We start from the raw sequence: 12769 nt of genomic DNA on the forward strand, positions 1-12769 counted from the left end.
AGGCAGAAATGAAATTTCAAACTGCCTGATTTTAGGGATTTTTTAAAGCTAGGTAGAATTTACCTCTGCACTGGAATTTACTTTTTCAATTTAGCGAAAATAAAAAAGAAATGCACCAAATTTTTCTCCTTATAAAGTATAGGGTTGAAATAGGGCACGCTTTCGCTAACTTCGCCTCGTAGCGGACACTAAGCGAAAAACAACAGTTCCTGTGTTTTTCGCAAGTGCCGACGGGCTCAGATTGCCCTTATTTCAACCCTATACTCTATGTCGGAGAAATGTATATCTGGTACATTTCTATTTTATGTAATATGTGAAAACTGGCTTAGTTTTCCTCTCTGGCCACTACGGAGGGGTCCACTTCCTTTCGATTTAAAATCTCCAGGAACTCTTCTCCGGTTATGGTTTCTCTTTCGTAGAGGAACTTGGTAATTTCGTGAAGCTTGGTAATATTGTCTTCCAAGAGCTTATAGGCTTTGTCGTGTTGTTTCTTTACCAAGGCTACAACCATCTCATCAATCTTGGTTTGGGTTTCCGGAGAAACGGTTAGGCTGGAATCTCCCCCAAGATACTGGTTATGAAGCTGTTCCATAGCAACCATTCCCACCTCCGGATTCATACCGTAGCGGGTAATCATGGCTCTTGCAGACTTGGTTGCCCGCTCAATATCATTGGAAGCTCCTGTAGTACAGGTATGGAAAATCAGTTCCTCCGCACAACGTCCGCCGGTGAGGGTGGCAATTTCATTTTCCAGCTCTTCCTTAGAATAGAGATAATGGTTTCCCTCTTCCTCCACCTGCATGGTATAACCCAAAGCACCTGAAGTTCTGGGGATAATAGTGATTTTATGAACCGGAGCAGAGTCCTTCTGTAAGGCAGCAACCAAGGCATGTCCCACCTCATGGTATGCCACAATCAGCTTTTCCTTCTCCGTCATCACCTTATTTTTCTTCTGATAACCGGCAATAACCACCTCAATGGACTCTTCCAAGTCGGACTGTATAACTCTTTCTCTGCCGGCACGAACCGCCCTTAAAGCCGCCTCATTGATAATGTTGGCAAGTTCCGCACCGGATGCGCCGGGAGCCGCCTTGGCAATGGCCTCCAGGCTTACGTTATCGGACATTTTAATCTTGGCACTATGTACCTTTAAAATATCAATTCTTCCCTGATAATCCGGAAGCTCCACCGGCACTCTTCTATCAAATCTTCCCGGACGAAGAAGGGCAGGATCTAACTGATCCGGTTGGTTGGTGGCTGCCAGAAGAATAATGGCTTTATTGCTGTCAAAACCGTCCATCTCCGTAAGAAGCTGATTTAAAGTCTGTTCTCTTTCATCATTTCCTCCCAATCCTCCGGCACCGCGCTTTTTACCGATGGCATCAATCTCATCAATAAAGATAATACAGGGGGACTTTTTCTTTGCCTGATCAAAAAGATCACGAACCTTAGCAGCTCCCATACCAACATACATCTCTACAAATTCCGATCCGGAAATGGAAAAGAAGGGAACACCTGCTTCGCCGGCTACAGCCTTGGCCAGCATGGTTTTACCGGTTCCCGGAGGTCCCACAAGCAAAGCACCCTTGGGAATCTTTGCACCGATTCTGGAATACTTGTCCGGATGATTTAAATAGTCTACCATCTCCGTGAGAAGCTCCTTTGCCTCATCTTCCCCGGCCACATCCTTAAAGCGAATGCTGTCATCCTTCTTCTCATACTCTCTGGCATTGGATCTTCCTAAACCGCCTAATCCAAAACCGCCCCCCATGCCGCCTATGGCGGATCCCATTCGCTTGGAAAGCCAGTTTCCTAAAGCCATAAAGAGCAGTAAGGGCACAACCCAGGAAAGAATGAAGTTTAAGAAGAAATTACTCTCTACAGGAATGGTTTCATTGTACTCCACTCCCTGGGCATTTAACTCCTGCATAATCTGTGCTTCGTTAAATTCGTTGTTCACTCTTGTGGTACTGTAAGTTTGGGTCTTACCGTCTTTTTTCACGTCATAGACAATGGTATTTTGATTAAATTCCACCTTACTGACGGTCTTATCCGTAATAGCCTTTTGAAATTCCGAATAAGCGGCAGGCTCAATTCTTGCCTGTTTCATTGCCGGAAATACAAAGGTATTCAGCAATAAAGTAATAATCATGGCAATAAAGACGTAGAACAGGAAGGATCTGGGTCTGTTTCCCCCTCCATTGTCATCCTTTTTGTTGCCAGGAAAGAAATCGTCCCAGCCGGGCATAGAATTGTTCTTATTATCCATAAGCATCTCCTTTCTTTTGTTCTCTATACGGTATTCCTAAAATTTCTTTATATTGTTTCAACCATTGCCCTGTTAAAAGCAGAATGCAAGGTGAAACTTTAAAGTAGCTTCGTTTAAACGAGATATACTCTCTTCGGACGCTACTCCTGAAGAATAAAAAAGAACTCTATGGAGTATAGAGTTCTTTTGTGTTTAAAGTATGAAAAGCGTAAGAAAATTTTTCGTTACATGATTTTCTTAATCAAGCCGCACAGCTCCTCTACCGCCTCGGTTTTACCCTCCTGAATATCGGAAACAACACAGCTTTCTATATGGCTTTGCAACAGCTCCTTGCTAAAGGCCTTTAGGGCAGAGGAAACAGAACTAACCTGGGTAAGGATATCCACACAATATCGCTCTTCTAAAAGCATATTGCGAATTCCTCGAATCTGTCCCTCCATACGGTTCAATCGAGAAATCAAATCTCTTCTTTCCCTCTCATCCCTGGCCTGTTTTTTCTTTCTTCCTCCACAGCACCCTCCCATTTCCATGGAAGCTTCTTGCTTTTGCTCCTCCTGCATAAATGCAATCTCCCTTATAGACATTCTTGTTTTCACATCGTTTTATAAAAATCAGAGCCTTACTTGATTATGTACACTGATTACGAAAAATGATGATGAAAATTAATTATGAAATGGATTTTACCGTATATTCCTGATCTTCTACAGCCTTCTTCAAGACTTCATCCGCCACGGCTTCTTTCAAAGTAACAACGGCCTTACCGGTTTCATGACTAACCTCAGCCTTTTCCACCTGTGGCAAAGCCTCTAAAGCCTTCTTTACAGTTCCGGAACAATGTCCGCACATCATACCTTCAATGTCCAAATGCTTCTCCATAACAATCTCCTTTTCTTTTTGTGCATGACTCTCTTTCTTTGCAGAGTCAAAATCCAACAGTAACTTTTCTTTCTTTTCTTCCGCCAAGCCTTTCCTATGGTCTTTAGCGGAATTGTTTATGTTAAATAAGTTTAACCTGAGTGCATTTAAGCACACGGAAAAGCTGGAAAGGCTCATCGCCGCCGCCCCCACCATAGGACTCATGGCAAAATTCCAATGGAAGATGGCGGAATAAAATCCTGCAGCAAGGGGGATACAAATCACATTATAGAAGAAGGCCCAGAACAGGTTCTCATGAATGTTTCGAATCGTAGCTCTGGAAAGTCGAATACTCTTCGGAATATCCCTTACTTTTGATTTCATCAGTACTAAATCCGCCGCATCAATAGCCACATCCGTACCTGCCCCTATGGCAATCCCCAGATCCGCTCTTGTCAGGGCAACCGCATCATTGATACCGTCTCCTACCATGGCTACCTTACCATAGTTTTGGAGTTTTCGAATAACCTCTTCTTTTCCGTCAGGAAGCACTTCGGCAATGACCATATCCACTCCGGCTTCCTTACCGATGGCATTTGCTGTCCTTCTCTGATCGCCGGTAAGCATAACCGTGAATATTCCCTGCTTTTTCAGCTCTTCAATTCCCGTCTTTGCATCCTCCTTTAAGGTATCCGCTACGGCGATACAGCCTAAAAGCTTCTCTCCTTTTGCAAAGAATAATGGGGTTTTTCCCTCTTCGGAAAAGCTGTTACAATGCTCTTCAAAACTCTTTTCCAAAGAAAAATGCTCTTTCATATAGGATAAGGAAGCTGCCACAGCTTTTTCTCCCTCTATGGTTCCGGAAACACCATGTCCCACCATAGCCTGAAAATTATCCACGGGCAGTGTAGAAATCTTCTTCTCTTCCCCATAATTTAAAATAGCTTTTGCTAAAGGGTGTTCCGAATTCTTTTCCAGGGAAACTGCCAGAGTCAAAAGCTCTTCTTCGGAAACTCCCTGCATAGGAAGAAGATCCGTAAGCACCGGGCTTCCATTGGTAATGGTACCGGTCTTATCCAGGGCAATAATTTCTACCTTTCCGGCTGCCTCCAAAGAAGCGGCAGTTTTAAATAAAAGCCCGTTTTTTGCGCCAACACCATTTCCCACCATAATGGCTACCGGTGTGGCCAGTCCCAAAGCACAGGGACAGCTGATAACCAGTACGGCTACAGCTCTGGAAAGAGCATCGGAAAATGTTCCTCCACTCAAAAGAATTACAACAAAGGTCAGTATGGCAATACCAATAACCGCCGGTACAAAAACACCGGAGATTTGGTCTGCTATTCTGGCAATAGGAGCCTTGGTTGCTGCCGCATCGGATACCATTTGAATGATTTGAGATAAGGTGGTATCCTTTCCTACTCTGCTGGCTTTAGCCTTGATAAAGCCGGACTGATTCAAAGTACCGGCAGAGACCTTGTCCCCTTCTCCCTTATCTACAGGAAGGGATTCTCCCGTTAATGCCGACTCATCCACAGCAGTAACACCGCTTATAATAACACCGTCAACCGGTATCTGTTCTCCCGGATATACCGTGAAGAAGTCTCCCTCCTTCACTTCCTCTACGGAAACTTCTGTTTCCTGCTCCCCTGTAAGAAGGTGTGCCTTTTTAGGACTTAAATTCATTAAGCTCTTTAAAGCATCTGTAGTCCTTCCCTTTGAAATTGCTTCCAAAAGCTTTCCCAAAGTAATCAGGGTAGGAATCATAGCGGCAGTTTCAAAGTAAAGATGATGCCCCAGCGTTTTTACCTGCTCCAGGTTTCCCTCTCCAAAGGCATAGAGAATACCGTAAAGGATTCCCAGGGAGTACAAAAAGGATGCGGCGGAGCCCAAGGCCACCAAAGTATCCATATTGGGGGCTAAAGCAAAGGCACTCTTAAAACCGGAAATGAAAAACTTTCTGTTGATGTAAAGAACAATTAAACTAAGTAAGAGTTCCGTTAATGCCAATATTCCGGGATTGGAAAAGGCCTTTGGAAGCGGAGCATGGAATAACATTGGCCCCATGGAAAAATACAAAAGAATTGCTAAGAAAAATAAGGATTGAAGCAGTCTCTTTTTTAGCTTTGGACTTTCGGTATCCTTTAGAGCATCCCCCTTATCTTTCTTCTCCGATAGGGTATTGCTCTCTTCCGGATTCTCAAAACCGTAACCGGCAGCTTCTACTGCTTTTTGGATTTCATCTGCCCCTACTTCTCCTTCCACTCCCAGGGAGTTGGTTAAAAGAGAAACGGAGCAGGACTTTACGCCGGGGACTTTAGACACGGCTTTTTCTACTCTACTTTGACAGGAAGCACAGGTCATCCCTGTAACTCTATATTGTTTCATATCTTCCTCCTTTCTTTTTCGACATCATGATATACCCCCATAGGGTATATGTCAAGGAGGGAAATATAAAAAATTGAAGAACTTGAAATATGATACCCTTGAATACAATATGGGTCTGAAAATGGGGCACTCTCTCGCTTCAAAATTAAAGAACTTGATAAAATTATCTCCTTCAATGTAGCAATAGGTCTGGAATTCGGGCACGCTCTCGCTAACTTCGCCTCGCAGCGGATACTAAGCGAAAAACTTCAGTTCCTTCGTTTTTCGCAAGTACCGGCGGGCTTAGATTGCCCTTATTCCAGACCTATTCTACATTGCATGTAAATTGGAATTCCTGATTTTCAAGTCATTCAATTTTTCAGCTTTCCAGAAGCACTGACGGGCTCAGATTAGCTCAAATTTCAGACCTATATGGTATTGCATGAATTTCGAATTTCAGACCCATATTGTATTGCATAAGTTTCGAATTAGTAGTTTCGAAATTCTAAATTTTCATTTCTTTTTTAGAACTCTATCTTTTTATATGCTTCTCCTTTTTCTACATCGTATAGGGTGAAGCTGTTGTCTTCCAAAATGCCGTAGCTGTGGGGGCTGTCTTCTTTAGGATGGCTGATGGAGCCGGGGTTTAGGTGATAAAAATACTTCTCTCCTCTGGTCTTCTTCATTGCCACGGGAACATGGGTATGCCCCTGGAGGAAGATATCTCCATCTTTTTGAAGCGGAAAACTTTCCGCGTTATAGACATGGCCATGGGAAAGGAACACTCTGTGCTTTCCCCACTCCAGGATGGCATAGTCCGCCATAACGGGAAAGTCCAAAACCATCTGATCCACCTCTGCCTCACAGTTTCCCCGAACCGCAAGAATTTCTTCCTTCAGCGGATTTAAGAGAGCTATGACCTCTTTGGGGGCATAGTCTCTTGGCAGAGAATTTCTGGGGCCATGATACAAAACATCTCCCAAAAGCAGGATTCTCTCACAGCCGCTTTTTTGATAGGCCTCTATCCCAAGCTTTGCATAATACGCAGAGCCATGAATATCACTAAGTACAAAATACCGCATCTTACATCCTTTCCGGAGCAGAGAAGCCCAGCACATGAATACAATCCATAAGCACCTTCCAGCTTAGGCAAAGAAGACCAATATATTCCTTCTTCTTTTGCTCGTCCTCCTCTGTCAAGATCTTTACATTGTGATAGAAAGAATTGAACTGATTGGCCAAAGAATAGATATAGGTACAAATCTTATGGGGAGCACATTCTCTCCATGCATCCCGCATCTCATCCTGGAAGGCTGCCAGAATTTTTGCAAGTGCCATTACATTTTCATCCCCGGAACTTCCAATGGGATAGTTCTTTGCATTTTCCGATATCCAGCTTAGGCTATCCTTCCAAGCCTCTCCCTTACTTTCCGCATACTTCCGTAAAATGGAGGAGATACGGACAATGGTATAAAGAATATAGGGGCCGGTATTTCCTTCAAAGGCAGTAAATTTCTCCAAGTCGAAGATATAATCCTTGGTGGCTTGGTTGGAAAGGTCACCGTACTTTAAAGCAGCTAAGGCTACGATTCCGGCGGTTTCCTCTTTTTCCTCTTGGCTCAAGCCATTATCCTTGGATTCCTCCATACGCTTTAAAACGGAATCTCTGGTCTCGGAAATCAGGCGCTCCAGTCTTAAGACTCCCCCCTCTCTGGTTTTAAAGGGCTTTCCGTCCTTTCCGTTCATGGTACCGAAGCCGATATAGCTTAATTCTGTTTCTTTAGGAAGAAGCTCTGCCCGTCTTGCCACACGGAAAAACTGTGTATAGTGAAGGGCCTGACGACTATCTGCTATATAAAGATATAAATCCTTCGGATAATGCTCTTCTCTATCCATAATGGTTCCAAGGTCAGATGTGGCATAGAGGCTTGCTCCGTCGGATTTCTGAATCATACAGGGAGGATATTCCTTACTGTCCCCCTCCTCCGTAATATCCACCACTAATGCTCCCTGAGAACGATAGGCTAATTTCTTCTCTTCCAGTAAAGAAATCAGCTTTGGAATATAGGGGTCCGCATCTGACTCCCCCTTCCACAGATCAAAGTGCACATCCAGAGCTTCATAGTTCTTCTTTAAATCCGCAACGGAAACTTCCATAATTCTTTCCCAAACCTTATGAAATACAGGATCTCCCTGCTGTAGCTTTAAGGTATTTTCCTTGGCACGGTTAGCATATTCCTCATTAAGCAGATTTCCGGCTTCATCCTTTTCCTTGGCTTTCTTGGAAGCAAAGGGGTAAATCTCTTCCAGCTCGGAAATCGTAAAGGGCTTTTCCAGCTCTCCTCTGTCCTCTAATTCTGTGATAATGAGTCCCATTTGCAGACCCCAGTCTCCAAGATGCACATCTCCTACCACATTATTTCCAAGTCTTTTTCCCATTCTTTTCAGGGCTTCTCCGATTACAGCAGAACGAAGGTGTCCTACATGAAGAGGCTTTGCCACATTGGCTCCGCCGTAGTCCAGTAAAATCTTTCTACCTTCCTTTTCATGAAGGCCATTCTGCTCTTCCGTCTGCATCCCCTGAAGATAAGCTCCTAAAAATTGTGGGGAAAGCTTCACATTTAAAAATCCCGGCTTTACCGCTTCAACAGAAGAAAATAAAGGAGTATCTTTATAGCTTTTCTTTTCCAAAAACCCCTTTACCTTCTCGGCCAAAGCAATGGGATTCTCCTGATATTTTTTTGCTCCCATCAAAGCCCCGTTACTTTGATAGTCGCAAAGGTCAGGACGGTTGGAAACACTGACCTTAGCTAAGTCCTTATCATACCCCGCCTCCACAAAGGCAGATTCCATAGCTTCCTGTAGTATTGCTTTTAAAGCCTGCATAGCGATCCTTTCTACAAAAAAAGGCTTCCTTTTAGGAAGCCTTAGTCTCAATTTTCTTCTAGGAGAAGCATTCTTCCCAGTGCTTATTCTCTACACCAGTCCTGCACTTATGCTCTGGACTCGTAGTCACCTGTCTGGGTAGAAATAATAATCTTATCTCCGATATTTACAAACAGAGGAACCTGTACTTCAACACCTGTCTCAACAGTAGCAGGCTTTGTTGCACCGGTGGTGGTATTACCCTTAATTCCCGGCTCTGTATGAGTAACCTCTAAGGTTACCTTCAAAGGAGGCTCTACAGAGAATACATTTCCCTGATAAGATACTACCTTAACGGTTTCGTTCTCTTTAACGAACTTCATGGAATCTGCAATCTGCTCATGAGACAAAGCAATCTGCTCAAAGGTCTCATTGTTCATGAAGTTGTACATCTCTCCGTCATCATAGAGATACTGCATATCTACACGGTCAATACGTGCTGCAGGAAACTTCTCTGTGGGACGGAAGGTCTTATCGGTTACACCACCGTTAATAACATTTCTTAACTTGGTACGAACGAAGGCAGCTCCCTTACCGGGCTTAACGTGCTGGAACTCCACGATCTGAACTACCTGTCCATCCATCTCAATTGTAACACCATTTCTGAAATCACCTGCAGAAACCATAAATCCTCCTAAATCACTTTTCTTTGGGAAAAACTCCCCCTTCTCTTAGGCACTTGGCCATTAACTCGGGAACAATTCTAATATAAAACAAATAAACATGCAAGCTTTCCTTCCGGAAAATCCGGCGAAAAAATCGGAATTTTCATAGAAAATCAACGGAAATGTCCTATTCTCTTCCTTCTAAAAACGATGTCCCCCACCGCCGGAGGAATGGCCTCCTCCACCGCTGAAACCTCCACCGCTAAAGCCGCCACCGCCACCGCTACTTCCCCCGGAGCTTCCGGAAGATCTGGGAACATAGAGCTTATTTTGTGAGATCAAATCCTTTCGCCGCTGGGCAATGATAAAGTCCGGAGCCATAGCCGCCAGGATAGCCCCCGCCGCAGCCGTTTCATTTCTCTTTCCTGTAATCAGCCAGAGGAAATTCAGAAGTAAGGCCAAAGCGGCAGCAAGAAACAAATTGCTAATCCATCGCATCGGCGTCTCCACAAAGCGTCCCTCCATCTTGGCATTCATCTGCCGGAAGGCCATAGTGGCAGTTTTTCCGAAATCCCCATTGGAGGCATAGCGATAAATGTTATCCGTAATGCTGTCTGCCACATGATTATTGATAGTTTTATACAAGGTTCCCGAACTTTGAATTCTGATTTCCCTATTATACATATCAATCAATAAGAGGCTGGCACTGCCGTTGGGAAAGGAATCCTCCAACAAATCCTTGGCAGTGGACGCCGCAGAGTAGCCGCCCTCTCCGGAAACAAAGGCAATATTCCCGTATTTTGTTAATGGGATCATCGCCTCCTTAACCTGCGTCTCCTCGGAAGAACTAAGTAGGTCACTTTCATCCAAAAGGTAGGCTTTATAACCGGAACTACTATTCGTATATACAGAAGCTTGTAACAGCTCATCGCTGCTTAAGGCAAAGCTCTGAAAAGAAAGTGTCAGCAAAAAACTGAAAAATAGAAAAACAGCAGAATACTTTTTCAGGAAACTTCTATTCATCACTTCACCCCCTTCTTGTCAAAAAATTCCGGTATGGAACGGGTGGATAAAATATTGAACTTCTTAATCATCAAACGCAGGGAAAGAATCGACATAATCCCGCTTACCGCACTGGCCAGATAATAATATTCATCCTGTACCGGATGCCAAAGCATAATGCCTAAGGAAAAGAAAACGGAAACAAGAGCATATCCTGTTCCATTATGCCGAAGAAGCTTCGCCTTCTCTTCCTTGGACTTGTTTTTGTTTCCTGTAAGACTGTCTTCTCTCTTTTTAATTTTTGAAATCTGTCCCTGGGCCAGAACAATCAAGAGGGTGGACAAAGCCATGGTGTACCAGGGAAGATTCTCCGCCTTGATTTGAAAAAATAAATTCAAAATCAGGAATATGGGAATGGCAATCATCATAGATGCGTTATGAAAACGGCTTTCGCTAATGGGAATATCACAGTAAACCTTACCGGTCTCTCCATTTACCACCGCATAGGCGATTCGATTGTCCTTTTTATAGCTCAAAAACCAAACCGGAAACATACCCCGCTCCACAGTTACGGATTTGGCACCGATTTTCGTCAAGGAGCGAATGCTTTCATTGTTTAACTGCATGTCGCTTTCCTGAAAGCCCTGCCTTCCCAAGACGGAGGACCAAAGCTGTTGTTCCACCATATGAAGGGCTTTGGGCTCATATTGCTTGGCATCCGCATCCGCCACATCACTGTAAAAGCCTAAAAGGAAGTTCGGACTGAATTCCTTTAAATTCTTCTCTGTAAAGGGCGCAATACAACCGGCAATCGTATCATCAAATCGAGTGGAGGCATCATAGGGGATGTTGTTAAACTTTCCCTGCAGCTGTCCGGAAAGGGCATAACGTTCCTGATATTGATAGCTTCCGCTTCGATATTCCTTTAGTCCCTCCAATGCCAAGGGTTCATCCACTTCAAAACTATAAAGCCAGTAGGGAAGGTAATAGCCCACAAATCTCTCCAGATACTCCGGATTTTCCAGCTCCTTATCATGATAGATGGCAGAACGAACCTTGTCCTGATAACGCTTTTTACAATCCTCCTTGGTAAGCTGGAAGGGAATGATTTTCTGAGGCATCTCCGCCTGCTTCATTCGACTGGTGAACACCACAGAGGAACCGCAGTAGGCACAAAAGCCCGTACCGGAGAAATCCGTACTCTCTATCTCCGCTCCGCATTGGGGGCAGGTAAATACCTGGGTATCGTAGTACTCCTGTACCACTCCTTCAACGGTCTTATCCTTATCGTAGGGATTAAAAACCGAGTCGCATTGTTGACATTTCAGGCTTTGGGTTTTGATATCAAAGAGTAATTCTCCTGCACAATTCGGGCAACGGGCCATTCTTCCTCCTGTCTATTCCAATCTACTGTTTCCTAGGCTTTCGTCAGTTTTTTCTTCCTAAATCTTTGGTGTTCTCAGTAGAATTTCTTCTCTCTTCGGGCCATTGGAAACCATGGTAATGGGAACCTCCAACTCCTTCTCAATAAAGTCGATATAGTCTCTGCACTCCTGCGGGAGATCCTCGTACTTACGGATTCCGCGGATATCCTGCTTCCAGCCCTTCAATACGGTATATACCGGCTTAGCCTTTCTTAATAAGGGAGTTACCGGAAAATCACGAATTACTTCACCGTCGATTTCATAGCCGGTACAAATGGGAATTTCATCCAGATATCCCAGAGGATCTAAAACAGTTAAAGCTACCTGGGTTGCTCCCTGTAATGCACAGCCATAACGGGAAGCTACCGCATCGTACCAGCCCACACGTCTGGGACGGCCTGTGGTTGCCCCGTACTCTCCCTTATCTCCGCCTCTCTTACGAAGCTCCTCTGCCGCTTCTCCGAAGAGCTCGCTGACAAACTCACCTGCTCCCACCGCAGAGGAATAGGCCTTGGTGACACAAACCACATCGGTAATGGCATAGGGCGGAATTCCTGTTCCTACAGCCGCATAGGAAGCCAGGGTATGGCTGGAGGTTACCATTGGGTAAATACCGTGATCAGGATCCTTCATGGTTCCCAGCTGTCCCTCCATTAAAATCTTCTTTCCTTCTTTAATGGCAGTTCTCAGGAATAAGGAAGTATCCTTTAAAAATGGCTTAATCTCTTCTCTTTGCTTCTTAAGCTCTGCTAAAACTGTATTAAAATCCAAAGGCTCCTTGCCATAGAGATTGATAAACATAGCATTTTTGATTTCCAAAATCTTCTTTAGACGTTCCTCTAAAATATCATCAAAGTACAGCTCATTAAACTGTAAACCGATCTTGGCATATTTATCGGAGAAAAATGGAGCAATACCGGACTTTGTGGAACCGAAGCTATTCTTTCCTAAACGCTCCTCCTCATAAGTATCCTGCAACACATGGTGGGGAAGCATTACCTGGGCGCGGTCGGAAATGTAAATCTTGGGCTTAGGAACACCTGCCTCTTCCAAAGACTTCAGCTCTGCCAGGAATTTTCCGATATCCACGGCAACGCCATTTCCCAAAACGCAGGTTACATTGGGGTTAAACACTCCGCTGGGCAGAAGATGCAAAGAAAAACGTCCATAAGGATTGATGATGGTATGTCCCGCATTGGCTCCTCCCTGAAAACGAACTACAATGTCCGCAGATTCTGCCAAATAGTCTGTAATCTTCCCCTTACCTTCATCTCCCCAGTTTGCACCGACAATTGCTTGAACCATACTTGTTCCCCTTTCTT

At 44.2% G+C, this 12769-nt stretch carries 9 protein-coding genes; all 9 read right to left on the reverse strand.

The window, feature by feature from the left end; translation table 11 throughout:
* Window positions 1-325: 325 nt before the first annotated feature.
* Window positions 326-2269, reverse strand: coding sequence for an ATP-dependent zinc metalloprotease FtsH (gene ftsH, locus HNQ46_RS11615; protein WP_183684835.1), 1944 nt, complete (start codon window positions 2267-2269; stop codon window positions 326-328).
* 224 nt (window positions 2270-2493) lie between these two features.
* Window positions 2494-2829: a metal-sensing transcriptional repressor gene (locus HNQ46_RS11620; RefSeq protein ID WP_330604614.1), complete on the reverse strand. Its 336-nt coding sequence runs from the start codon at window positions 2827-2829 to the stop codon at window positions 2494-2496.
* Window positions 2830-2935: 106 nt separating this feature from the next.
* Window positions 2936-5512, reverse strand: coding sequence for a heavy metal translocating P-type ATPase (locus tag HNQ46_RS11625; RefSeq protein WP_183684836.1), 2577 nt, complete (start codon window positions 5510-5512; stop codon window positions 2936-2938).
* A gap of 503 nt (window positions 5513-6015) precedes the next feature.
* Window positions 6016-6573, reverse strand: a complete 558-nt coding sequence (yfcE, locus tag HNQ46_RS11630) for a phosphodiesterase (RefSeq protein WP_183684837.1) — start codon at window positions 6571-6573, stop codon at window positions 6016-6018.
* A 1-nt stretch (window position 6574) separates the two neighbouring features.
* Window positions 6575-8377: an arginine--tRNA ligase gene (gene argS / locus HNQ46_RS11635; RefSeq protein WP_183684838.1), complete on the reverse strand. Its 1803-nt coding sequence runs from the start codon at window positions 8375-8377 to the stop codon at window positions 6575-6577.
* A 107-nt stretch (window positions 8378-8484) separates the two neighbouring features.
* The gene (efp, locus tag HNQ46_RS11640) at window positions 8485-9042 is read right to left on the reverse strand and encodes an elongation factor P (protein ID WP_007156011.1); all 558 of its coding nucleotides are present in this window, start codon (window positions 9040-9042) and stop codon (window positions 8485-8487) included.
* A gap of 180 nt (window positions 9043-9222) precedes the next feature.
* The gene (locus HNQ46_RS11645) at window positions 9223-10044 is read right to left on the reverse strand and encodes a TPM domain-containing protein (RefSeq protein ID WP_007156010.1); all 822 of its coding nucleotides are present in this window, start codon (window positions 10042-10044) and stop codon (window positions 9223-9225) included.
* Window positions 10044-11408 (reverse strand): zinc ribbon domain-containing protein, encoded by a 1365-nt coding sequence (locus HNQ46_RS11650; protein WP_183684839.1) that lies wholly within the window; start codon window positions 11406-11408, stop codon window positions 10044-10046. Before HNQ46_RS11650 ends, HNQ46_RS11645 begins: the two co-directional genes overlap by 1 nt.
* A 57-nt stretch (window positions 11409-11465) precedes the next feature.
* Window positions 11466-12752 (reverse strand): adenylosuccinate synthase, encoded by a 1287-nt coding sequence (locus HNQ46_RS11655; protein WP_183684840.1) that lies wholly within the window; start codon window positions 12750-12752, stop codon window positions 11466-11468.
* Window positions 12753-12769: the final 17 nt, after the last annotated feature.

It is taken from the genome of Oribacterium sinus (assembly GCF_014202695.1).
GTDB lineage: Bacteria > Bacillota > Clostridia > Lachnospirales > Lachnospiraceae > Oribacterium > Oribacterium sinus.

Excerpts from the sequence above, each read along its gene's own strand:
- ftsH (WP_183684835.1), bottom strand. The coding sequence starts at position 2,269 with ATGGATAATAAGAACAATTCTATGCCCGGCTGGGACGATTTCTTTCCT.
- HNQ46_RS11645 (WP_007156010.1), bottom strand. The coding sequence starts at position 10,044 with ATGAATAGAAGTTTCCTGAAAAAGTATTCTGCTGTTTTTCTATTTTTC.
- efp (WP_007156011.1), bottom strand. The coding sequence starts at position 9,042 with ATGGTTTCTGCAGGTGATTTCAGAAATGGTGTTACAATTGAGATGGAT.
- yfcE (WP_183684837.1), bottom strand. The coding sequence starts at position 6,573 with ATGCGGTATTTTGTACTTAGTGATATTCATGGCTCTGCGTATTATGCA.
- HNQ46_RS11620 (WP_330604614.1), bottom strand. The coding sequence starts at position 2,829 with ATGCAGGAGGAGCAAAAGCAAGAAGCTTCCATGGAAATGGGAGGGTGC.
- HNQ46_RS11650 (WP_183684839.1), bottom strand. The coding sequence starts at position 11,408 with ATGGCCCGTTGCCCGAATTGTGCAGGAGAATTACTCTTTGATATCAAA.
- argS (WP_183684838.1), bottom strand. The coding sequence starts at position 8,377 with ATGCAGGCTTTAAAAGCAATACTACAGGAAGCTATGGAATCTGCCTTT.
- HNQ46_RS11625 (WP_183684836.1), bottom strand. The coding sequence starts at position 5,512 with ATGAAACAATATAGAGTTACAGGGATGACCTGTGCTTCCTGTCAAAGT.
- HNQ46_RS11655 (WP_183684840.1), bottom strand. The coding sequence starts at position 12,752 with ATGGTTCAAGCAATTGTCGGTGCAAACTGGGGAGATGAAGGTAAGGGG.